Source organism: Streptomyces sp. NBC_00989 (assembly GCF_045162655.1).
Classification (GTDB): Bacteria; Actinomycetota; Actinomycetes; order Streptomycetales; family Streptomycetaceae; genus Streptomyces.
In genome coordinates this window covers 2,866,895-2,889,987 of sequence record NZ_CP108728.1, presented here as the reverse complement: position 1 = coordinate 2,889,987, position 23,093 = coordinate 2,866,895, and the positions used below count along the sequence as shown (strand labels likewise).

The window sequence follows — 23,093 nt, the reverse complement described above, 5'->3', positions numbered from 1 at the left end:
AGCAGCAGAGGACGTGGCTGTGACCTTAACCTCTCCGCGCGGTCTAGACCAGTTCCCCGGCTCTGTCCGGCCCGCTCTGACCGGGGCTACAGCCCGATGTCCCTGCGGTTCATGTCGTCCAGCGACTCGCGGCGGACCAGCACGCGCGCGATGCCCTCGGACACCGCGACGACCGGCGGGCGGCCGACGAGGTTGTAGCCGGACGCCATGGACAGGTGGTACGCGCCCGCCGCCGGTACGGCGAGGAGGTCGCCGGGGCGTACGTCGCCGGGGAGCGCCACCTCGTCCGCGAGGATGTCGCCCGCCTCGCAGTGCCGGCCCACGACGGTGACCGGGCGGGGCGGCGCGGTGGCGGGGCGGCCGATGAGCCGGGGTGCGTAGCGCACGCCGTAGAGCGCGGGCCTCGGGTTGTCGCTCATGCCGCCGTCGACCGCGACGAAGGTGCGGTCGCCGGTGCGCTTCACCGCGAGCACCCGGTACACGGCGACCCCGGCGGGGCCGACGATCGCCCGGCCCGGTTCGAGGGTGAGCCGGGGTACGGGCAGGCCGGTGCGGGCGCAGCCGTCCTCCAGTTCGGCGCGGACCCGGCCCGCGAGGACGGAGATGTCGAGGCGTTCCTCGCCGGGGCGGTACGCGATGGCGTGGCCGCCACCGATGTCCAACTGCGGGAGCGTGACGCCGTGTTGGTCGCGGACGCGGGCCAACAGTCCGACCATGCGCCGGACCGCGGCGACGTACGGCTTCGTGGTGGTGATCTGCGAGCCGATGTGGCAGTGCAGGCCCACGAGTTCGAGGTGCGGCTGGTCGAGGATGCGGGTCACCGCGTGCTGTGCGGAGCCGTCGGTGATGGACAGGCCGAACTTCTGGTCGTCGGTGCCGGTGCGGATCTTGGTGTGGGCGCCGGCCGCGATGCCGGGCACGACTCGCACCATGACCTTCTGGCGGCTGTCGGCGGGGGTGATCGCGGCCAGCCGGGCGATCTCCGAGGTGCTGTCGACGACGATGCGGCCGACGCCGAGCCGGAGCGCGGTGCGCAGGTCCTCGGGGCTCTTGGCGTTGCCGTGCAGCACGATCCGTTCCGGTGGGAAGCCGGTGGTGACGGCGAGTTCGAGTTCGCCGGCGGAGCAGACGTCGAGGCCGAGTCCCTCCTCCCGCACCCAGTGGGCCATCGCCCGGCACAGGAACGCCTTCGCCGCGTAGACGACGTCGGCGTCCGGGAACGCCGTGCGGTACGTACGGCAGCGGTCGCGGACCTCCTGCTCGTCGAGGACGTAGACGGGGGTGTCGAACCGGTCGGCGGCCTCGGTGAGGGAGACGCCGCCGACGCTGAGGTCGCCGGAGGGGGAGGGACGGGTGGAGCGGGGCCAGACGGACAGGTCGTGGGTGTCGGCGACCGGGACAACGGGGGCGTCCAGGATGGACATGGGTGGGTCTCCTCAGCCGATCAGCAGGTTCAGGCACGCGACCACGGCGGCGGCGCCGGTGACGCGCAGGGCACCGACGTGCTGGGGATGCCAGCGGCGCCAGGAGTTCGCCCGCTCCCGCTCGGCGGCCGCCGTACGGTCGGCGGCGGGCGCGGAGAACTGCGGGTCGACGGTGAGCGCGGTGACACCGAGCGGTGCGGCGAGGGCGCGCAGCGCGGGTTCGGAGAGCCGGATCCAGGCCTGCTCGGCGCCCAGGGTGGCGGCGAGCCGCGCCGCCGAGGTGAAGCCGACCGCCGTACGGCCGCCCAGCGGGGTGCGGAAGAAACGGGCCGTGCAGCCCGCGGGTCCCGACCGGACGGGGACGTACAGAAGTCCGGCCGGGACGGGTTCGGCGGGCTCCGGGTCCTCGGGGGCGCCGGGGTCCGCGGGGATCTTCTCGGCGGGTTCGACTGGGGACATCGTGCGGCTCCTTGTACGAGGCGATGTGCGGGGCCTGATCGGTCTGACCTGGCGCTTCCTCGAAGCTATGCCCGCCGGACGGGGGTACGGGTGCCTCGCTGACGGATGCTTGACGGGGAGCGCCGTAGCCATAACGCGGTGCTGACGGGGGTGCGGGTGGCCGGTCAGGTCCCGCCCTCCGTCAGCTCCCGCGCGTCCACCGCCCGCCCCAGTGAGATACGGCGGTGCAGGGAGGTCAGTTCGCTCTCCAGCGGCGAGGGCGGAACCGTCAGGACCGGGCACGCGGCGTGGGTGACGCAGTAGCGGGAGACGGACGGGAACAGGGCGCGGAGCGGTCCTCGCGGGCCCGCGCCGATGACCAGGAGGTCGTCGGGGCGGTCGGCGGTCTCCACCAGGGCACGGCCCGCCGTACCCCGGACGACCAGGCCCTCGAACGGGATCCCGGGGCCCGTCTCGCCGAAGGCCGCGTCGAGTACGGCGAGGAGTCGGTCGGCAGCGTCCCGGCGGAGGCGGGACACCGGGGGCGCCAACATCGAGCGCCCGTGGGCGAGTTCACCGCCGGGCGGCTCCCAGGCCAGGACGGCCAGCAGCTCGGCGCCGGTGCGACGGGCCTCCCGCACCGCCCGGTGCAGCGCCGCCAGGCTGCCCGGCGAACCGCTCACTCCGACCACGGCACGTGCCCGTGCGTCACTGCTCATCGTCGCTCACTCCTCGGCGTACACAGACGACCACGCATCCCATCGAAGGGCCGAAGGGAGCGGACGTATCGCCGTGTTGGCGCGCGTCTGACGCCGGAGGGCCGATTCCTGACGCGCCCGTGACGCGGGGCCGGCGGTGGCCGGAATTGATTCCCCGACTCCCGCCCGGCCGACCGTCCGCGTCAACGAAATGGCGGTCCCTGGCAAAGCGCGGGGCAAGAATCGGCCCCGGCGCCCGGCCCTCGGGCCGCGATGACCGTCTGGCCACGCACTGTTCACTCGGGGGCCGCTGTGGAGCGCCAAGGTGCGGACGTCGTCAGCTCAACTGCTCGCCAGGGAGGGCACCATGACCACACAGACCGAGACACCGGACGGGTCCGCGCAGTCGTCCGAGGGAGTCAGCCGGCGTCACGCGCTGGGGCTCCTCGGTACGGCCGGCGCCGGCGCGGCCGTCACCCCCTTGCTGGGAGCAGGCACGGCGCAGGCCGCCCCGCTCGCCGCCCCGGCCCTGCACCTCACCGCGGACTCCTCCGGGGCATCCCCGGTCCAGGGCCTGCACCTCACCTTCGGCGCGGACCCGCGCACCCAGATGAACGTCTCGTGGATCACCGACAAACCGGTGACCAGACCCGTCGTGCGCTACGGCACGCTGGAGCACGGCTTCGGCTCCAGTGCCAAGGCCCGCACCGTCACCTACGTCGACGGCACCTCCAGCCGCACCGTCTACGTCCACCACGCCGCGCTCAACCGGCTCACCCCGGACACCGACTACCTCTACCTCGCCACCCACGAGGGCGCGACGCCCGACAGCGGCACGTTCCGCACCGCCCCGCGCGGACGCAAGCCGCTCACCTTCACCAGCTTCGGCGACCAGTCCGCCCCGCAGGTCACCTGGGCGGCCAACGGCACGGTCGGGCTCGACGCGAACTCCACCCCCGCGACGAAGGACATCGTCACCGGCATCGAGCAGGTCGCCCCGCTCTTCCACCTCCTGAACGGCGACCTCTGTTACGCCAACCTGGACGTCGACCGGGTGCGCACCTGGAACAACTTCTTCACCAACAACACCCGTTCGGCCCGCTTCCGCCCCTGGATGCCGGCGGCCGGCAACCACGAGATCGAGAAGGCCAACGGCCCGATCGGACTCGGCGCCTACCAGACCTACTTCGCCCTCCCGTCCACCGAGACCGACGCCGAACTCGCGGGCCTCTACTACGCGTTCACGGCCGGCTCGGTGCGGGTGATCGTGCTGCAGAACGACGACAACTGCCTCCAGGACGGCGGTGACGTCTACATCAGCGGCTACTCCGGCGGACGCCAACTCGCCTTCCTGGAGAAGGAGTTGAAGGCGGCCCGGGCCTCGCGCGACGCCGACTGGATCGTCGTCGCCATGCACCAGGTCATGGTCAGCTCTACCGACGCGAACGGCGCCGACCTCGGCCTGCGCCAGAAGTACGGCCCCCTCTTCGACCGCTACGGCGTCGACCTGGTGCTGTGCGGCCACGAGCACAACTACGAGCGCTCGCTGGCCGTCCGCGGAGTCGTCAGCGGCACCGAGACGCTGACCCCCAACCCCGTCTCCACGGCCACCGACAACATCGACACCGGCCTCGGCACCGTGCACATGATCCTCGGCGGCGGCGGAGTCTCGGGCACCACGAACCAGAGCTTCTTCAAGGACGGCACCGGCAAGGTGATCACGTCCGTCTCGGCGACGCCCGGCTCCAACGGCAAGCGCACCTCCACGTACACGCAGGAGGAGGCGGTCTGGATCGGCGTCCGGGACACCGAACACCCCTACGGATTCGCCGCGTTCACCGTCGACCCGGGCCGCCACGCCGGCGACACCACGCGCATGCACGTGACCTACTACAACGTGAACAAGCCGAACGGCGACCTGTCGGTGTTCGAGAACTTCACGCTCCACCGCAAGCGGTCCGACGGTCACCGCTAGGCCCTAAGAGCGGTGACCGTCCGGCAACCAGTGCAGGGCGAACCCCTCCCGGGCCCCGAACACCACTTCCTGATCAACCCCTACGGCCTCCTCTTCGAGGAGATCACCGCGTCGAACCTCGTCAAGATCGACCTGTCCGGCCGCGCCGTCGAGGACTCCCGCCACCCGGTCAACCCGGCCGGCTTCGTCATCCACAGCGCCGTCCACGCCGCCCGCCCCGACGCCCACTGCGTCCTGCACACCCACACCAGGGCGGGCTGCGCGGTCGCCGCCCAGGAACACGGCCTGCTCCCGCTCAACCAGATCTCCATGGAGTTCTACGGCAGGCTCGGCTACCACGACTACGAGGGCGTCGCCCTCAACCTCGCCGAACAGCGGCGCCTGGTCGCCGACTTGGGCCGCCACCCGCGATGATCCTGCGCAACCACGGCCTGCTCACCGTAGGGGAGACCCCCGCGCAGGCGTTTCTGCGCATGTACTACCTGGACAAGGCCTGCGAGATCCAGACCGCGGTCACCGCGGCGGGCACCCCGCTCGTCATGCCGACCCCCGAGGTCTGCGAGCTGTCCGCCCGTCAACTCACCGGCGAGGACGGCGGTTCGGACCTCCAGGACGACAAGGCGTACGAGTTCGCGTGGGCGGCGCTGCTCCGGCTCGTGGAGCGCACCGCCCCCGACTACAAGGACTGAGGACGACCGCAGGGAGCGAGGGTCAGCCCGTCGTCGCCGATTTCTGTCCGGACGGGGCGACGGCGTACCACTCGCCGTCCTTGCCCTGGCCGTTCGCCTCTCCGGCGGCCGTGTCGCCGACGTACCGGTACAACGGCCAGCCGGCGAGGGTGAGTTGGGGCCGGCCGTTTCGGTGGACCGTGCCGAGGAGGCTCTTCGCGACTCCCGACGTCTGTACGGAGTCCTGCACGATGACGGGGATCCACGTCATCGTGCAGGCGTCCTTGCACGTCCACTTGGAGGGGGACGGCTCGTCCTTGTCGAAGCGGTAGAGGGTCTTCCCGTTGTTGTCGGTGACCACCGTGCCCAGGCCGTTCATCACCTTGGCCGTCACCGCGGTGGTCGTGGTTCCGGCACCGGAACCGCTGCTCGCGCCGGCGCTGGGAGGTGAGGCGACCGGCGTCGAGACCGCGGGAGGCGACGCGGCCGGGGCCACGGAGGCGGCGTTGTCGGTACCGGCGTCGTTCGAGGAACCGCACGCCCCCAGCAGCAGCGTGGAGGCGAGCCCTGCGACGAGGCTCAGGACGATGCGTCGCGGGATCAAGGAAGTGCCCTTCGTCAGGAGTCGCATCTGCTTGCTCCCTTAGTACGGCGCCGGACCCGCCCCCTCTCAGCCGCGGATTTCACATGACGGAGTCTTGACCAGCCGGTGCGCGGACCCGCGATGCCGGTGTGCGGATCCTCGTCGAGGAACCGGCGCAGGAGGTACGAGCGGCCCGGCTCCGTACTCGCCGCACCCCGGAGCGTGATGTAACCCGGATCACAGCACTGAAGTGCAGCGCGGGGTGGGGCCCACGGCCTTTCTCTCTGTGTAAGGGGCTTGCCCGAAACGGGGACGGTGGACGGTACGGATGGAACAGAGTCGGGCCGACGGGTTCGACGGGTTCGTGGCAGCACGCTGGTCGGCGTTGTTCCATCTGTCCTGTCTGCTCGTGGGAGGCGATCGGCACCGCGCCGAGGACCTGCTCCAGGAGGCCATGGTCAAGCTGTGGTTCGCCTGGCCGAGGATCGGCGAGGAGGCACCCGAGCCGTACGTGCGCAAGATCCTGGCGCGGGCGGCGGGCCGATCGGCGCGGCGGCGCTGGTGGGGTGAGCGCCCGGTCGAGCAACTGCCCGACCGCGCGGAGGTGGACGACGTGTCCGCCGCCGTGGCCGAGCGCTCCCGGCTGGAGTCGGCACTGGCCCAACTGCCGCCCGCGCAACGGGCCGCCGTGGTCCTGCGCTACTACCAGGACCTGCCCGACAAGCAGGTCGCGGAAGTGCTGGGGTGTCCGGTCGGCACCGCCCGCTCCCATGCGTCGCGGGGCGTGGCGCGGCTGCGCCGGATCCTCGGCGATGTCATCGAACCGGTGGGATGAGGGGGAGTTGATGGATCACTTCGAGCGGGAGCTCGCGCGGATGATGCGCGACACCCAGGAAACGACCCCATTCGAACCCAGGCACCGGACCCGACTCCGCTCCGGCGTCCGAGCCCGGCGCCGGGTCCGCGCGGCCCAGAAGGCCGTCGGTTCGGCCCTGGCCGTCGCCGGTATCGGCCTCGGCTTCTTCCTGCTGCCCCACGACCGGGTGGACGACAGACCGCAGGCCCCGCTGCCCCGCCCTGCCGTGACCCCGACCATCCCGACCGGCAGCCCGACCCTGACACCGGACACGCCCCCGAGCGGGACCACGAGCCCGACACCCACCCACACCACCGGGCCACCCACCACCCCGTCCATGACCCCCACCGGGAGTTCGACCACCTCGTCCTCGGACCCGACCACGACCGACACGTCCCCGCCGCCTTCCAGCACGGGGACGGCCAACACGTCCACGGGGCACGGCACTTCGACGAGTTCGACCACGACACAGCCGGCGACGGAGTCGTCCGCGACGGTGGGTCCGACGAGCTCCGGATAGCCCGCCCCAACCCGTAAGCCCCAGCTGCGACATCGCGCCCGCAGGCGATCCCGCATGCCCTGTGGCAGCCAACAGACCAGGACAAAACATGGTAATGCTGACGAGTCAAACGGGTCCGATGAGTCAACTGCCGCTCCGCACACCGGTGTCGGCACACCACCGCGAGCCCGTCCTCGACGTGGTCGTCCCCGTGTACAACGAGGAGAAGGACCTCGAACCGAGCGTACGACGGCTGCACGCACACCTGTCGGAGACGTTCCCGTACCCGTTCCGCATCACGGTCGCGGACAACGCCAGTACGGACGGGACCCCGCGCATAGCGGCCCAACTAGCCGCTGAACTGCCCGAGTTGGAGTGGCTGCGGCTCGCCGAGAAGGGCCGGGGCCGGGCGCTGCACGCCGCCTGGTCCGGGTCACGGGCGCCCGTGCTTGCCTACGTCGACGTCGACCTGTCGACCGACCTCGCGGCGCTCCTCCCGCTGGTCGCCCCGCTGATCTCCGGTCACTCCGACATCGCGATCGGCACCCGACTGGCCCGCGGCTCCCAGGTGGTGCGCGGTCCCAAGCGCGAGGCCATCTCCCGTTGCTACAACGCCCTGTTGAGGTCCACCCTCGCCGTCGGCTTCTCCGACGCGCAGTGCGGTTTCAAGGCGGTGCGGCGCGATGTCGCCGAGCGGCTGCTGCCCCTGGTGAAGGACTCGGGGTGGTTCTTCGACACCGAACTGCTGGTGATCGCCGAACGGGCCGGACTGCGTATCCACGAAGTACCGGTCGATTGGGTGGACGACCCCGACAGCCGGGTCGACATCCTGTCCACGGCAGTGGCCGACCTGCGCGGAATCGCCCGCATCGGACGGGAGTTGGCGCGCGGCACGCTCCCGACGGCTGGGCTGCGCCGGTCCGCCGACGACGGCTCGCGCACGGCCGGCCTGGCCGCCCAGCTCCTGCGCTTCGCCGCCGTAGGAGCGGTGAGCTCCGTCGGATACGTCCTGCTGTACGTGGCGTTGCGCCCGGCGACGGGCGGCCAGGCCGCCAACGCGCTGGCGCTGCTGCTCTGCGCCCTCGTCAACACGGCAGCGAACCGCCGCCTGACCTTCGGACTCCGCGGCCGCACCGGCGCACTCCGCCACCAGGCCCAGGGCCTCCTGGTCTTCACGGTCGGCCTCGCCCTCACCAGCGGCTCCCTCGCACTTCTGCACCACACGACACCAACTCCCGCACGCGCCACGGAAGTCGGCGTCCTGGTCGCCGCCAACCTGGCCGCGACTCTCGTACGGTTCCTGCTCTTTCGGGCCTGGGTGTTCCCGGCGAGGCGTCGCCGTGAGGCGGAGGCGGAGACGGAGGTGACGGCGATATGAGCGACACGACGACCTTGATCCGCCCCGTCTCCACAACCTTCCCGGAGACCTCAACGGGCCTCCCGTACAGGGATGTCGGCGCGTTCCTGCGCCGCACAGTCCGCTACTACGGCCCGGTGCTCGCGCTGTACGGCGTGCTGAAGCTCATCGGCTTCTCCGTCTTCATGTACCTGCTGGACTCCGACGGCGGCTTCCGGACGCGGAACCCGCGCTTCGGCGGCGGCGCCCACGTCTGGGACGTACTCGCGACCTGGGACGGCTGGTGGTACCAGCAGATCGCCGAACACGGCTACCACCCCGCGCTCGTCCAAGTCCCCGGCGCCACCGGTCTGATCACCCTCGAAGGCAACTCGGCGGCCTTCTTCCCGCTCTACCCGGCGACGATGCGACTCGTCTCCGACGCCACGGGCCTGGGGCTGTACGGCTCCGGGATGCTGGTGTCGGTCGTGGCGTCGTTCGTCGCGGCGCTCGGCATCTACGCCGTCACGGCCCGGTTCGGGGGCAGACGGGCCGGGTTCGCGGCAGCGGGGCTGTGGGCGGTCTGGCCCGGCTCCGGCATGGAGTGGTCGGCGTATTCGGAGTCCCTCTACATCGCCCTCGCGGTCTGGGCCTGCCACGCCGTCATGACCGACCGCTGGCTCACCGCGGGCGTCCTCACCTTCGCCGCCGGCCTCAACCGCCCGACGGCCGTGGCGCTCATCGCCGCCCTCACCGTCGCCGCCCTACAGACGCTCCACCGCCGCCGGGAGAACCTCGCCGGCCCCTGGGTCGCGATGGCGATCGCACCGCTCGGCCTGATCGGCTACCTCCTCTGGGTCGGCAATCGAATGGGCGACCTGACCGGCTACTTCAAGCTCCAGAGCGGCGCCTGGGCGCACAGCTTCGACTACGGCAAGCACACCGTCGACGTCTTCACCTCCGTGGCGGTCGGCCGCTTCGACTACCTGTCCGCGTTCCCCCTCGAGGACACCATCGGCGTGGCCGTCGTCCTGCTGGCCGCACTCCTGATCCCCCTCCTGATCCGGCTGCGCCCACCGGCCGTCCTGACCGTCTACACCCTGCTCACCCTCGCCCTGGTCCTGGGCAGCCAGCAGATCTTCGGCAACGTCTCCCGCTACCTCCTCCCGTGCTTCCCCCTCTTCATCCCGCTGGCCGTCAAGCTCCGTACCCTCCAACTGCCCATGCTGTGCCTGCTGTTGGGGATCGCGGCGGTCGCGTCGGGGTCGTATGCCGGGTACGTGTTGTTCGAGGCGGGGGTTCCGTAGGCGTGCGCTCAGCTCCGTGCTGTTCCGGCACCCTCGGGCGTTGCCACCGGAGCGGTTCAGTCGGCCGTGACGATTTCCAGGGGCGCGTTGACGGTGCTGTGTACTCGATTCTCCCGGGGTGCTCGCGAACGCCGGCCGTAGCCGCTACGCCGGGTGGCGATCTGGAAGCCGTGCGGGATGCCGCGTAGCGCTCCACCCTGCTCGGGCAGCACGAGCGGGCTCTCGAGCGCTGCCGGGAGGCGCCAGCCCCGCTGCGGCGGGAACACCTCGGCCAGTACGAGGACGCCGTCACCGGATCCGTAACGCCCCCACCCGCTACCCGCACGCCGACGTTGCGTACGTCGAGTCGGACACCATGGGTCGGCTCAGCGAGTCCCATCTGGGCGCGGGGCGCCGGGAGTTGGTCCGTAACGAGTGGACCGCGATCATGCGTATCCTCGAACGGCTCGACCATGCCGACGCGAGCTTCAGGCACCGGGGCGGACACCGCGTGTCGCGCCTTTGCTAGCGGGGCGTGAACACGACACAATCGCCCTCGTTCGCGAGGACGACGATCGCCGACGCAGGTTCAAGGCGATCACGAACCATCGCGGGCCCCCACGGACGACCACGACGTCTTCGACCTTTCGACGCCGCCGTACCGCCCGTGCGGGAATCCACAACTCCCGTACTGGAAGGACGACATGACGGCCTCCTCCGAGGACCCGACGGCGGAGGCCGATCCGACGCCGGAGGCCGCGACGGCCCGGACCGAGCAGCGTGACGCCGCGTCACTGTCCCTGCCGCGTCGGCAGAGGGGACCGTCGGCGATCGCCGCTGCCTCCGCCGCGTTGGGGCCCGCTGCCGACTCCGACTCCGAGTCCGGGGACGTGTCCGACCCCGGGTCGGTGTTACCGCCGCCGTTGTCCGCTGCGGCGGCCGAGTTCGCGGCATTCACCGAGGGTGCGCCTGACACTGCGGCGCCCGGCGTCCGCACCCGTGGCCGTACCGGGGACATGGCTGACCACCGCGCCCACGGCACAGCCGTTCCGGGGCGGTCCGCGCCCCGCCCCGTGCGGCGCCGCAAGGTGCTGCTCGTCGCCGCCGGTACCGCCGGCGTCCTGCTGATCGGCTCCCTGTTCCTCATGGGCGGTGGCGACAGCGGGGGGAGTTCGGAAGTGGCCGGCACCGGATCGGACGCCGCTGTGGACGGAGGCCGCGACCAGTCCGCGTCCGGCTCCGCCTCGCCGTCGGGGGAGTCCTCCGCGCTCGACACCGACGGCACCCGACACCCCGACGGGCGGCCGACGTCGGACACCGGTTCGCCGGGGTCGGGCAAGAACACTGTTGGTTCCACGGCCACTTCGACCGGCGACGCCAAGAACGGCCTTGCCTCGCCCGGGAGTTCACCCGGTGACTCCTCGCCGGCCGCCGAATCCGCCGCCGCGGCCGAGGGCGTGCTGATCCGGGGCCATGCCTCCGACCGCTGTGTCGATGTGACCGGAGGCAGCTCGGCGGACCACACCCGTCTGCAGATCTGGGACTGCACGGGCGCCGCCCGCCAGAGGTGGCGGTTCGCGTCGGACGGGACCGTCCGTGCTCTGGGCAAGTGCATGGACGTGGACGGTGGTTCCCGGCAGGACGGCGCGTGGATCAAGATCGTCGCGTGCAACGGCACGGGGGCCCAGCAGTTCCGTCTCAACGCCGCACACGACCTGGTCAACATCCAGGCCGACAAATGCGTCGACGTCACCAACCAGGGGACCGGCAACGGCACGGAGTTGCAACTCTGGACCTGCACCGGAGGGGACAACCAGAAGTGGAGCACCGGCTGACGCGGACGACCCCCATCAGCCCGACGGCGAAGGGGTGTCCGAAGCGTCGGCTCGTCTCGGGCACGCGGTGGAAGCCCATCCCGTAGATCGTTCCGGCCTGCGTCGGCGGACCGGGTTCTTCCTATGACCGGCTGCTGTCAGGGGCGGTGGTGTGACGGGCAGGAGGAGCGCCGTCCCGGTGCGGACGGGCGTACGGCGGGCGGGGGCGCGAGCACGGCGGGTGGTCCGGGAACCACGCGTCCATCGGGTCGGCCGAGGGGCTGGGGGCGCGGGCGGAAGTGGTCCGGCGGACGTGGCGGGATCCGAGGAGCCGTGGGCTGGCAGACTTCGTCCTGTGAAATCCGTGGTGAAGCGAACGACGAGCGACTTGCGGCGGCACAACCGGTCCATCCTCCTCTCCGCTCTGTACGTGCAGGGACCCACCAGCCGGAACAAGCTGACCCGTGTCTCCGGCCTCAGTTCCGCGACGGTGAGCAATGTCGTCTCCCAACTCCTCGCCGAGGGCCTGATCGCGGAGGGCGGTTCGGAGGACTCCGACGGGGGCAGGCCGCGCTCGGTGCTCGAGATCCGCCCGGACTACGGCTCCGTGATCGGCGTGGACATCGGTGAGACGCACGTCCGGATCGGGCTGTTCGACTGGACCCTGTCGGTGATCACCTCCGAGGTCTACCCGATCGCCGACACCCGGCTCGACGCCGAGTCGGTGGCCGCACTGGTGCTCCAGGGCATCTCCGACGTGACCCGCGCCGCGGGCGTCGACCCCGCGGACCTGCTCGGCATCGGCGTCGGTGTGCCCGGCGCGGTCCAGCCCGACCCGCGGATCCCCGGGCGCACGCTGGTGCACGCGCCGACGCTCGGCTGGTCCGGTGTCGCGCTCGGCGAGATGCTCGCCCCCGGGGTCGCCGCACCGCTCATGCTGGACAACTGCGCGCGGACCCTGGGCCAGGCGGAGATGTGGCGCGGCGTGGGACAGGGCGCCGACCGAGTGGTCACCGCGCTCATCGGGGTCGGGGTGGGCGCGGCCCTCGGGTCGGGCACGGAGGGCGGCACCACGGGCCTGGCCCCGGCCACGATCGAGTGGGGGCACACGGTGATCTACGCCGGCGGGCTGCCCTGTCGCTGCGGTTCGCGGGGCTGCCTGGAGGCGTATGTCGGAGCCGATGCCATCCTCCACCGCTACCAGGCCACCCTGGGCAGCCAGCCGTTCCACGCCGCAGGGACCGAGGGCCGGCTCGCGGAGCTGACGGCGCGGGCGGCCACCGACCCGGTGGCCATGGAGACCCTGGAGAAGATCGGGGAGTACATCGGCATCGGGATCGGCAACCTGATCAACCTGCTCCACCCGGACCTCGTGGTGCTCTCCGGATGGGCGGGCTCGGTGATGGGCGGGGTGGTCCTGCCCACCGTGCGTGCGACGGCCGAGCGGCACGCCCTGTCGTATCTGCGGGGGCGCACCCGGATCGAGGTCGGGCGGCTGGGCCAGGAGGCGGTGGCGATGGGGGCGGCCACCCTGCCGGTGGCGCACCTGCTGACCACGGGCGGCCGACGCCCGGAGATCGTGTCCGGGGATGGGGCCGGGGCCGGGATGGGGTCGGTGTCCGGGACCGTGCCCGGATCGGGGTCCGGCGCCGGGGCCTGGGCGTAGACCAGCCGGTAAATCAATCCGCTGTGCTGTGGACTGGTTGACGTCCATGACGTTCGCCTCTTAGTTTAAGTCAAAGCCAAAGTCTCCCTGACCTCCGTGGAGTCTTCATGACGTCTCAGTTCCCCGTGGCACAGCTCTACATCGACGGAACGTTCGGCCCTGCCTCGTCAGGGCGTACCGCCGACGTCGTGGAGAAGGCCACGGGTGCCGTGATCGGTACGTACGCCCTCGGCGGGGCCCTTGACGTCGGGCGGGCGGTGGCCGCGGCGCGGGCCGCCCAGCCGGACTGGGCGGCACTGAGCGCTCCCGAGCGCGCGGCGGGCCTGCGGCGGATGGCCGAGTTCTTCCAGGCGCACCACGCGGAGCTGGTCGAGCAGAGCATGCGCGAGACCGGCGGGGTGCGGGCCAAGGCCGAGGACGAGGTGTCCACCGGCATCCGGCAGCTGCGGATCTCCATGATCCAGGCGAGCGAGAACGCCGGCGACCTGCTGCCGCCGTACAAGGCGGGCAAGCTCTCGATGTCCCGGGCGGTGCCGCTCGGGGTGATCGGTGTGATCACGCCCTGGAACTACCCGGTCAACCTGGCCATGCGGGCGGTGGCACCGGCGCTGGCCTTCGGCAACACCGTCGTGCTCAAGCCCGCCGAGCTCACCCCGATCATCGGCGGCCAGGTGCTCGCCGAGGCGGCCCGGGCCGCCGGACTGCCGCCGGGCGTGTTCAACGTGGTGACCGGCGACGGCCTCGACGCGGGGCACGCGCTCGCCGAGCACTCCGGCCTCAACCTGCTGGACTTCACCGGTTCCCGCGAGGTCGGCCTCGCCATCGCGGCCTCCGCCGCGGCCACACTGCGGCCGGTCCGGCTCGAACTCGGCGGCAGCAACGCCTTCGTGGTCCTCGACGACGCCGACATCGACCTCGCGGCCTCGTGCGCGATGATCGCCTCGCTCGAATACCAGGGGCAGACCTGCATCAGCGCCAGCCGCCACATCGTCACCCGGGCGGTGGCGGACCAGTACGTCGACGCCCTCACCCGCCGCGCCGCCGCCCTGCGCGTCGGCGACCCGATGAGCGGAACGGCGGATCTCGGCCCCCTGATCAGCACCCGCCAGCGCGACCGGGTGCACGCCCTCGTGACGGCGTCGGTGGAGATGGGCGCGGAGGTGCTCACCGGCGGCACGTTCGACGGTCCCGAGGGGCTGTTCTACCGGCCCACCGTGCTGGCCAAGGTGACGCCCGACATGCCCGCCTTCACCGAGGAGATCTTCGGCCCGGTCCTCCCGGTCACCGTGGTGGACGACCAGGAGGAGGCGGTGGCCGTGACCAACGGGCTCCCCATGCTGATGAACTCGGTGTTCTCCGCCGACCTCATACGGGGTCTGTCGGTGGCCGAGCGGCTCGACGCCGGCGAGGTGCACGTCAACGACGCCCACGCGCGGCACGGCGCGGACGACCAGATGGCGGGCTTCACGAAACGGCAGTGGATCGGTCTCCAACGCACACCGCTCACCCTGCCGTCGTGGACCGCCGACCCCGCGACCCGTTGATGGCCGCGGCGCGTACGGCGCTGGTGGTCCGCGGCGGCTGGGAGGGCCACTCCCCACGGGAGTGCACCGACCTGTTCCTGCCCGCGCTGGCCGACGCCGGTTTCACGGTCACGGTCCGGGAGGACCTGGAGGCCTACGCCGACGCGGACCTCATGGCACGGACCGATCTCGTCGTGCAGTGCTGGACCGAGGGCCGGCTGACCGGGGAACAGTGTGCGGGGCTCGTTTCGGCTGTCGAGGCGGGCACCGGCTTCGCGGGCTGGCACGGCGGCGTCGTAGCGACGTTCCAGGACACTCCCGCGTACCTGCGCATGGTCGGCGGCCTGTTCCTGCACCACCCGGAGGAGTTCCTGGAGTACCGGGTCCGTATCGAGCCGGAGCACCGGGAGCACCCGGTCGTCGCCGGGCTGCCCGACACGACGGTGATGACCGAGCAGTACTGGATGCTGACCGACGCGTTCAGCACCGTACTGGCGTCCACCACCGTCGCTCCGGGTGCCGCGGGGCAGGGGGAGCTACCGGTCGACATGCCCGTCGTATGGACCAGACAGTGGGGGCGGGGACGCGTCTTCTTCTCCGCCCTGGGACACCGGCCGGACGACCTGCGCGAGCCCACCGTAAGAGCGCTCACCATACGCGGACTGCTCTGGGCGGCCCGGTGAACTAGCCGGCTAGGGGGCGAGCGGCCGGTCGTGGCAGCAGCGGTGGCCGGTCCCTGCCCAACCGGCTCTTCCCTTTGTTCCGGGCGGCCCGGTCAACGAGCCGACGGGGGTGGCGAGCGGCCAGGCGCGGCGGCCGACATGGTCGGCCCCTTGCCCGACCGGCTCTTCCCCCGCGACGTTCGCGCCCGCCCGGAGACGCGCCGCGAGATCGAGCCGGGGCCACCGCCGAGGGAGAACCGGCCTACAGCTCCTGCCGCATGGCGTCGTCCTCGGTGCCGCCGAAGCGTGCGAACAGGTGAGGCCGTAGGGGCCGACTCCGGTATTCCGCCGTGGCACGCGCGCGTGCCACGCTCACCAGCGCCGACGCCCTGCTGACCGCCCGGGGCTCTGTCCATGGGTGGCCGCCGACGACGTACTGGCCCGGGCGCCGTGGCCGCGTGCCGTGGCGCGCTCGCGGACCGGGACGCCCCGACCGCGGAACCACGCACCGGCTCTGTCCGTCCGGCCCGTCCTCGATGTCACCGAGCCCGAGATCCTGGACGTCGCCCCACCGTTGAGGAATCTGTCCGACGTGGTGCAGACCCCGTACAACGCAGGCTCGCCCCCCCCCGGGGCTCGCGCGCCGGCACCCCGCCGCCGTGGACAAGATCCTGCGGGGGCTCCCGTGCACCCACCCCGGCGCGTACGGTGCGGAGAGTCGGGCGGCCCCGCTGCGCGAGCCGGCCCCCGCGTCCGCCGCCCCACGCGGACTTCCTCTCATAAAGAAATCGACACGTCGTAAATCGGTACGTCGACCATATTGACCCCACCTCTGCCGCGACTTAGCTTAAGTCGAAGTCAAAGTCGGAGCAGGTCGACTGCCGGTCGGCCATGGGTTCAGGTCCCAGGAGGGACCACCGGGCGACGGCCTCACAGGCGGGACGACCGCGGCAGGCCCTCTTCTGACACGAAAGTGAGCACTGGCCAATGAAGACCAGATTCGCCGCAGTCGCAGGCGCCACACTGGCCGCAACACTGGTTCTCGCCGCCTGCGGGGGAGGCGGCGGGGGCTCCGACAGCGGATCGGCCCCCACCGGCGGCAAGGTCCGCCTGACCATGTGGGCCTGGGACCCGGGCATGGACAAGGTCGTCGCCCTGTGGAACTCGACGCACCCCGACATCCAGGTCGCCCTCAGCAACCCGGCCGGCGGTGACCAGCTCGTCAGCAAGATGATCACCGCGCACCAGGCGAAGACCGCCCCCGACATCGCGAAGGTCGAGTACCAGTCGCTGCCGGGCCTGGTGGCGAACGGCGTGGTCCGCGACATCACCGCCGAGACGAAGAAGGCGGTCACGGACTTCGACGCGGCGACTCTCGCCCAGACCCGTTTCCAGGGCAAGGTCTACGGCATCCCGCAGGACTTCGCCCCGCTGATGTTGTTCTACCGGGCCGACCTGTTCAAGAAGTACGGCCTGAAGGTGCCCACCACCTGGCAGGAGTACGCGCAGGTGGCCGCCGAGCTGCACAGCAAGGCCCCCAAGGCCTCGATGACCAACTTCGACGCCGCCGACCCGGGCTGGTTCACCGGCCTCACCCAGCAGGCGGGAGCGGACTGGTGGACCACGCAGGGCGACTCCTGGCATGTGGACATCAACGGCACGGCCAGTGACAAGGTCGCCGACTACTGGCAGGGCCTGGTCGACAAGGGGCTGGTGAAGAAGAACCCCTCCTTTTCCCCGCAGTGGAACAAGGAGATGAACAACGGCACCCTCCTCACCTGGATCTCCGGAGCCTGGGCCCCGGCACAGATCGGCGGCATCGCCCCGTCGACCAAGGGGAAGTGGACCGCCGCGCCGCTCCCGGCCTGGACGGCGGGCGACACCACCACCGGCATCTGGGGCGGCTCGGCCATCACGGTCACCACCGACTCCAAGCACCCCGCCGAGGCGGCGGAGTTCGCGAGCTGGCTCAACACCGACGACAAGGCGGTCACGGCCCAGGTCAAGAACATCAACATCTACCCGGCCTCGACCTCGGGGCGCGCCCTGCCGATCCTCGACCAGCCGCCGGCCTTCTTCCCGAACCAGCCGGACTTCTACGGCGAGGTGAAGAAGGTCGCGCCCGGCGCCCGCAGCTACTCGATGTGGGGCCCGAATGTCACAGTGACCTTCTCCGCGTACCGGGACAGTTTCGGCGCGGCGCTGCAGTCCGGGAGCTCGTTCACCGGGGCGCTGGACACCATGCAGAACAACACCACGGCCGGCATGAAGAAGCTCGGGTTCACCCTGAACTAGCCCGGGCGACCCGGCCGCCCGGCCGCGGGTTCCTGACCCCCGCGCCGGGCGGCCGGGCCGGCTCCACCGGCATCAATCGACCAACCACCGAAACCAGTCACTGGCACCAGTCACTGGCACCAGCCATTCATCCGATGGGGACGACGTCGATGGCGACAAGCATTTCGCGGCGGGGCCGCAGGGCGGGCCACAGCCGGCTGCCCTATCTGCTGGTCCTGCCCGCGATCCTGCTCCTCCTGCTGTTCGTGATCGCCCCCGGGGGCTACGCGCTGTTCCTCAGCTTCCAGCAGCGCAAGGTCAGCGGGGGCCTGCTGGGAACCGGCAGCAGAACGGTCTTCGCGGGTCTGGACAACTACTCCACGGTGATCCACGACACCGAGCTGTGGCACAGCCTGCTCCGCATGCTCCTGGTCGGCGCGATCACCGTACCGGCGACCGTGCTCCTCGCCCTGCTGTTCGCGCTCCTCCTGGACACGGCACGAGCCCGGCTCACCCGGTTCGCACGGCTGGCCATCTTCCTGCCGTACGCGGTGCCCGGCGTCATCGCCACCCTCCTGTGGGGCTTCCTCTACCTGCCCGCGACCAGCCCCATCGGCGGACAGCACCTCGACTACTTCGGCAGCTCGATGGTCTACGTCTCGGTCGCCAACATCGCGGTGTGGGGCGCGGTGGGCTTCAACATGGTGGTGATGTACACGTCCCTGCGCGCGCTGCCGCCGGAGATCTACGAGGCGGCCAGGATCGACGGAGCCTCGGAACTCCAGATAGCGCTGCGGGTGAAGGTCGCCCTGATCCGTCCCGCCATCGCCATGTGCACCCTGTTCACCGTGCTCGCCGCGCTGCAACTGTTCAACGAGCCCAACACGTTGCAGCCGCTGTCGAATGCCATCTCCCTGACCTGGGTTCCCCTGATGAAGATCTACACCGACGCCTTCGTCGACTCCGACATCCATCTCGCGGCTGCCACCTCCGTCGTCTTCGCGGCCGGGATCCTCGCCGTCTCGGTGGTCGTCGGACGCCTCGCGCAGACCTGGTGGGGCGCCGCCGGAGCCGTCGGCAAGGAGGGACGATGACCATCGACTCGCCCGCACGTCCCGTGGCATCCCCGGTGACCGTCGCCCGGTACGAACGCCCCCGCCGCAGGCGGATCGCCCTGCTGCCCACCGTGGTGCTGCTGCTCGGAGCCGTCTACTGCCTGGTGCCGACGCTGTGGATCCTGATCGCGTCCACCAAGTCGCGCAGCGAGTTGTTCTCCACCGCGACCTATCTGCCGTCGTTCGGCTCGGGGCTGGTGGACAACGTCGCCGACCTCTCCTCGTACGACTCGGGCGTGTTCTGGCACTGGATGCTCAACAGCTTCCTGTACGCGGGGGTCGGCGGGTTCGTGGCCACCGCCGTCTCCGCCGCGACCGGCTACGCCATCGCCAAGTACCGCTTCCGGGGCCGGAGCCTGCTCTTCAACACCATCCTGGCGGGCGTCCTGCTGCCGCAGGTCGTGCTGGCCGTGCCGCAGTACCTGCTGCTGGCCCGGGTCGGCATCACCGACAGCTACGCGGCGGTGATCCTGCCCCAGCTGTTCAACCCCTACGGCATCTACCTGTGCCGGATCTACGCGACCGCCTCCGTACCCGACTCGCTGCTCGACGCCGGACGGATGGACGGGGCGAGCGAGTGGCGGATGTTCTCGGCGATCGGGCTGCGGCTGATGGCACCCGGACTGATCACCGTCTTCCTGCTCCAGTTCATCGTCATCTGGAACAACTTCCTGCTGCCCTTCGTCATGGTGACGAGCGACGACAAGTTCCCGCTGACGGTCGGCCTGTACAGCCTGCTGCGCCACGGCGCCAACCAGGCGTCCCTGTACTCCCTCGTGATCACCGGCACCCTCCTGTCCGTCATCCCCGTCATCGCGCTCTTCCTGTCCTTGCAGCGGTACTGGCGCATCGACCTGGTGACCGGCGGCCTGAAGTAGGCCACCGCTACGTACGGGCCGCCTCGGCCCCGCCCGGAAGGAGTCCGGAACACCACCGGACCAGGACCGACCTCGCCTACGACCGGACACCGCGCCGATCCGGCATCCGCTCCCGCGGTGAACTGGCCGCGCAGTTCAGGGAGTTGTCGCCGGACGACCGATGGTCGCGGATGCCGAACCTGCCTCCGGAACAGGCCCTGGCGCACCTCTGCCCAGGCGGCGACGAGTTCAGGGACGTAGACCGTCGCCCGCACCTCTGTGCACGCGCGCATCATGCGAGCCCGCAGGGTGTCGATGTCGACTTCCTCGGCCGTGGCGATTCCGCCGCGCTCCATCACCGGCAGGAGGCCGCGCGCCGACTCGGCGATGAGGGTCACCGCCGCCGAGTCGGGACCGCCCGTCGGCACGGCGACCGCCACGCTCGGATCGGACAGCCCCGAAAGCCGCAGCACCTCGGCCAGTCGCTCACCCATGTCGGGTTCGCGGCGCCCTTCGCGGAGCGCAGCGCAGATCCACGCCACGGACTCCGTCACCACGGGTACCGCGGGTATGGCGCGAGTCCTCGACGTGTTGAAGTCCTGGAACGTGACAACACCCCCGGGACGGACGAGGCGTGTCAGCCCCTTCACCGTCCCCACCGGATCGTCGAGATGAATCAGGATCAGCCGTCCCACAAGAGCGTCGAAGGGCTCGGCGACCTCGAGATCGGGGAGCGTTCCCTGCTCGAAACCGACATTGCGGAAGGAGGACGCGGCCGCGTTCTGCCGCGCACGCTCCAGGACTCCCGGGTCCATGTCCACGCCGAGAACCCGGCCGCTCGGGCCGACGACGCGCGCGGCGGCGAGCGACACTTCGCCCGTGCCGCAGCCGACGTCGAGAACGCGCATCCCCTCCCGCAGGCCCGCCGTCCTCAGGAGATGTTCGGTGTGGCTGTCGTAGAGCGAAGCCTGTATGCCGAGCCTGTCCGCTTCCCCGGATGTAGTTCCCATCACCTAGGAATTCGGGTCCTTCTCTGTCATTCCTGGTCCGTTCATCGCTCCGGAATCTCTGCAGTGAGAAAGTCAGCAGTCACGGAGTGCAGGAACGGCGCGGACGGTGGTCTTCGGCGTGCTCATGGAGTGTGCGGGCGGATTTTCGTGGATTCCACAACGCCCGTCAGCCGGTGATGCCGACGACCGAGCGGAGAAGCCCGGCGAAGGTGCGCGGATCGGCACCGCTGAGCTTGTGCCACTGGCCGAGCCGGTAGGCCACCGTGTTGGGGTGGATCCCGAGGGCGGTCGCGGCATGGGCCAGCGACGACCCGGCGTCGGCGAAGGGGATGACGGTCTCCGCCAGCAGCGGCTGCCGGCCGGCGACCCGGCGGACCTCGGCGAACAGGGGGTGCAGCCGCTCCCGGCTGTCGGCGAGACTCGCCTGGAGCCAGACGTCCTCGAACGACGTGGCACGGCTGCTCGGTGCGGCGACGGCGAGGGCGCGCTCCGCGTCGGCGATGCTCATCTCCGCGCCGGCGAGCCCGGACCGGTCGAGACCGACACCCACCCGTGCGTCGTCGCCACCCAGGCTGATCACGCGGGTGACCAGGTCGGCCGGGTCGACCCGCTGGGTGATGGCGACCATCAGCTGCCCGCTCAGGCCGCAGGAGACCCTCCCGGCAAGCTGCCGTGCCGCACGCTGCAACAGACCGAGGTGGCCCTGCGCGGCCCACGGGCCGGCGTGCACAGGGCCCGGAAGTCGCCGTCCGGGTCGAACCCCAGCTCACGGGCGATCTCGGCGGTCTGCTCGCGGGGCGCCCCGCCGGTCCGGAGCAGTTCGAGGAAGCGTTGCCGCAGCCCGGCTTCGCGCCCGTTCCGCGACCCGGCCTCGTCCGCGAAGGCGTCCGCTACGACGCCGCTCGCCGACTGCACCCACAGCCACAGGGGCGCGACCAGCTCGATCGCGGTGTCCTCGGCCGCCGTCCCGCGCGCCGCGGCCCGCAGTTCGTCCCACAGCCGACGGGCACCGATGTGAAAGGTCGCGAGCGCGTCCTGGACGGGCAGACCGTAGTACGCCCTCCTGCGTGACTCGGCCTGGATATCCCGCAGTTGACCGGCCGTCGGCTCCACATCGAGGGCGAGCCCCCGCAGGAGGGCGTGAAGCCGGTTGCGTACGGTCATGCGCTGCTCGGCCAGCGGCAGCGCCGCGTAGGAGGGGATCTCGCGCCTGATGTCGTCGGTGACTCCGATGCTGAGCTCCTCGATCCGCGACAGCAGGGATTCGCACAGCTCACGAAGCGGATGCCCGTCGGGCCGAACCGGAGAGGAAGTCACGCCCGACACTGTCGAATCGACAAAGAGTCCCTGTCAATCCTCCTCACACGGAGTGACGGGTGCGGGCCGCGTGGTGAACGGCTCGGTACGGGGGACGCGGGACGGCGGGCGTCGGTCCTCGCCTCGCCGGGGCGTATCCGCGAGGAACACAACGGGATCAGACGGTGAGGACGAGCTTGCCCCGGAGGTGACCGGCGTCCAGCAGCCGGTGCGCGTCGGCGACGCGGTCGAACGGGAACGTCTCCTGCACGTGGACCCGGAGCCTGCCCTGTTCGACGAGGTCGACGAGACCTCGCAGGGCGACTGGATCGGGGTCGACGGCGATGCCGCTGAAGCGCAGGCCGGCCGCCCGGTATTTGGCGGCGAGTTCGGGATCGTCCTCGGCGACCGCCGTCACCAGGTGACCGCCCGGGCGGAGCACGGCGAGCGACCGCTCGACGGTGTCGCCGCCGATCGTGTCGAGCACGATGTCGATGTCGCGGACCGCCTCGGTGAAGTCGACCGCCGTGTAGTCGATCACCTCGTCGGCACCGAACCCCTCGACGAACTCCCGCTTGCTCCCGCCGGCCGTCGCGATCACGTACGCGCCGAGCGCTTTCGCGATCTGGACCGCGACATGGCCGACCCCGCCACCACCGCCGTGGACCAGGACGCGGTCACCCTCGCTCACGCCGCCGAGATCGACCAGGCCCTGCCATGCCGTCAGCCCGACGACCGGCAGCGCCGCCGCCTCGACGTGCGAGAGCGACGCCGGCTTCCGTGCCAGGTGCAACGCCGGCGCCGACACGACCTCGGCGTACGCGCTCGCCGCCCGCGGGAACAAAGGCATCCCGAACACCTCGTCGCCGGGCCTGAACCGCCAGGTCTGCGGCGCCTGTTCGACCACGCCACTGATGTCCCAGCCGAGGACGAACGGCGGCCGGCCGATCAGCGGGAACTCGCCGGCGCGCAGACGCGCCTCCAGCGGGTTCAGCCCGATCGCCCTGACGCGGACGAGGACCTCGGTAGGGAGGGGCCGGGGCTCGGGCGCGTCCACGACGGTGAGCACCTCGGGACCGCCGAGCGTCTGCTGGGTGATGACTCGCATGAGTC

General features: G+C 71.1%; 19 protein-coding genes and 2 pseudogenes. 13 read left to right on the top strand and 8 right to left on the bottom strand.

What is annotated here, in order from left to right:
* Positions 1-86: 86 nt before the first annotated feature.
* The 3 genes from lysA to OG714_RS12610 all read right to left on the bottom strand — a co-directional run bounded on the left by lysA (position 87) and on the right by OG714_RS12610 (position 2,581).
* A complete protein-coding gene (gene lysA, locus OG714_RS12620; RefSeq protein WP_406120557.1) occupies positions 87-1,424 on the bottom strand; it encodes a diaminopimelate decarboxylase in 1,338 nt (445 codons plus the stop codon).
* A 12-nt stretch (positions 1,425-1,436) separates the two neighbouring features.
* Entirely contained in the window at positions 1,437-1,883 is a 447-nt protein-coding gene (locus OG714_RS12615; RefSeq protein WP_406120555.1) for an SAV_915 family protein, read from the bottom strand.
* A gap of 164 nt (positions 1,884-2,047) precedes the next feature.
* On the bottom strand, positions 2,048-2,581 hold the full coding sequence (locus OG714_RS12610; RefSeq protein ID WP_406120553.1) for a universal stress protein: 534 nt from the start codon (positions 2,579-2,581) through the stop codon (positions 2,048-2,050).
* A 346-nt stretch (positions 2,582-2,927) separates the two neighbouring features.
* On the opposite strand from OG714_RS12610, the gene OG714_RS12605 reads away from it, so the two are divergent.
* Together OG714_RS12605 and OG714_RS12600 are read left to right on the top strand one after the other, a co-directional pair.
* On the top strand, positions 2,928-4,535 hold the full coding sequence (locus tag OG714_RS12605) for a purple acid phosphatase family protein (protein WP_406120551.1): 1,608 nt from the start codon (positions 2,928-2,930) through the stop codon (positions 4,533-4,535).
* Between the two features lie 45 nt (positions 4,536-4,580).
* Positions 4,581-5,224 (top strand): annotated as a pseudogene (locus OG714_RS12600) (class II aldolase/adducin family protein); the annotation flags it as partial.
* A 22-nt stretch (positions 5,225-5,246) separates the two neighbouring features.
* On the opposite strand, the gene OG714_RS12595 reads toward OG714_RS12600, so the two are convergent.
* Positions 5,247-5,834 carry a hypothetical protein gene (locus tag OG714_RS12595; protein ID WP_406120549.1) on the bottom strand — a complete coding sequence of 196 codons (588 nt, stop codon included), beginning with the start codon at positions 5,832-5,834 and terminating at the stop codon, positions 5,247-5,249.
* Between the two features lie 280 nt (positions 5,835-6,114).
* Between OG714_RS12595 and OG714_RS12590 the strand changes: the two genes are divergently transcribed.
* From OG714_RS12590 to OG714_RS12540, 11 genes are all read left to right on the top strand, one after another.
* Complete coding sequence (locus tag OG714_RS12590; RefSeq protein ID WP_406120547.1) at positions 6,115-6,621, top strand: SigE family RNA polymerase sigma factor; 507 nt, start codon at positions 6,115-6,117, stop codon at positions 6,619-6,621.
* Positions 6,622-6,631: 10 nt separating this feature from the next.
* The gene (locus tag OG714_RS12585; RefSeq protein WP_406120545.1) at positions 6,632-7,162 is read left to right on the top strand and encodes a hypothetical protein; all 531 of its coding nucleotides are present in this window, start codon (positions 6,632-6,634) and stop codon (positions 7,160-7,162) included.
* 118 nt (positions 7,163-7,280) lie between these two features.
* On the top strand, positions 7,281-8,519 hold the full coding sequence (locus OG714_RS12580) for a glycosyltransferase (protein ID WP_406120544.1): 1,239 nt from the start codon (positions 7,281-7,283) through the stop codon (positions 8,517-8,519).
* Positions 8,516-9,784 carry a hypothetical protein gene (locus tag OG714_RS12575; RefSeq protein WP_406120542.1) on the top strand — a complete coding sequence of 423 codons (1,269 nt, stop codon included), beginning with the start codon at positions 8,516-8,518 and terminating at the stop codon, positions 9,782-9,784. Before OG714_RS12580 ends, OG714_RS12575 begins: the two co-directional genes overlap by 4 nt.
* 683 nt (positions 9,785-10,467) lie before the next feature.
* Positions 10,468-11,598: a ricin-type beta-trefoil lectin domain protein gene (locus OG714_RS12570; protein ID WP_406120540.1), complete on the top strand. Its 1,131-nt coding sequence runs from the start codon at positions 10,468-10,470 to the stop codon at positions 11,596-11,598.
* 343 nt (positions 11,599-11,941) lie between these two features.
* Positions 11,942-13,243, top strand: coding sequence for an ROK family protein (locus tag OG714_RS12565; RefSeq protein ID WP_406120538.1), 1,302 nt, complete (start codon positions 11,942-11,944; stop codon positions 13,241-13,243).
* Positions 13,244-13,350: 107 nt separating this feature from the next.
* Positions 13,351-14,787, top strand: coding sequence for an aldehyde dehydrogenase family protein (locus tag OG714_RS12560; RefSeq protein ID WP_406120536.1), 1,437 nt, complete (start codon positions 13,351-13,353; stop codon positions 14,785-14,787).
* Positions 14,760-15,449 carry a ThuA domain-containing protein gene (locus OG714_RS12555; RefSeq protein ID WP_406120534.1) on the top strand — a complete coding sequence of 230 codons (690 nt, stop codon included), beginning with the start codon at positions 14,760-14,762 and terminating at the stop codon, positions 15,447-15,449. The genes OG714_RS12560 and OG714_RS12555 overlap by 28 nt, the downstream gene beginning before the upstream one ends.
* Before the next feature lie 966 nt (positions 15,450-16,415).
* On the top strand, positions 16,416-17,723 hold the full coding sequence (locus OG714_RS12550) for an ABC transporter substrate-binding protein (RefSeq protein WP_406120532.1): 1,308 nt from the start codon (positions 16,416-16,418) through the stop codon (positions 17,721-17,723).
* Positions 17,724-17,872: 149 nt separating this feature from the next.
* Positions 17,873-18,796, top strand: coding sequence for a carbohydrate ABC transporter permease (locus OG714_RS12545; protein ID WP_406120531.1), 924 nt, complete (start codon positions 17,873-17,875; stop codon positions 18,794-18,796).
* Positions 18,793-19,695 carry a carbohydrate ABC transporter permease gene (locus tag OG714_RS12540; RefSeq protein WP_406120529.1) on the top strand — a complete coding sequence of 301 codons (903 nt, stop codon included), beginning with the start codon at positions 18,793-18,795 and terminating at the stop codon, positions 19,693-19,695. Before OG714_RS12545 ends, OG714_RS12540 begins: the two co-directional genes overlap by 4 nt.
* Before the next feature lie 572 nt (positions 19,696-20,267).
* Here OG714_RS12540 and OG714_RS12535 read toward each other — a convergent pair.
* The 4 genes and pseudogenes from OG714_RS12535 to OG714_RS12520 form a co-directional block, all read right to left on the bottom strand.
* Positions 20,268-20,684, bottom strand: a pseudogene (locus tag OG714_RS12535) (class I SAM-dependent methyltransferase); the annotation flags it as partial.
* A 166-nt stretch (positions 20,685-20,850) separates the two neighbouring features.
* Positions 20,851-21,312 carry a helix-turn-helix domain-containing protein gene (locus tag OG714_RS12530; protein WP_406120527.1) on the bottom strand — a complete coding sequence of 154 codons (462 nt, stop codon included), beginning with the start codon at positions 21,310-21,312 and terminating at the stop codon, positions 20,851-20,853.
* An 11-nt stretch (positions 21,313-21,323) separates the two neighbouring features.
* On the bottom strand, positions 21,324-22,001 hold the full coding sequence (locus OG714_RS12525; RefSeq protein WP_406120524.1) for a hypothetical protein: 678 nt from the start codon (positions 21,999-22,001) through the stop codon (positions 21,324-21,326).
* A gap of 157 nt (positions 22,002-22,158) precedes the next feature.
* Complete coding sequence (locus tag OG714_RS12520; protein ID WP_406131797.1) at positions 22,159-23,088, bottom strand: NADP-dependent oxidoreductase; 930 nt, start codon at positions 23,086-23,088, stop codon at positions 22,159-22,161.
* Positions 23,089-23,093 lie beyond the last annotated feature (5 nt).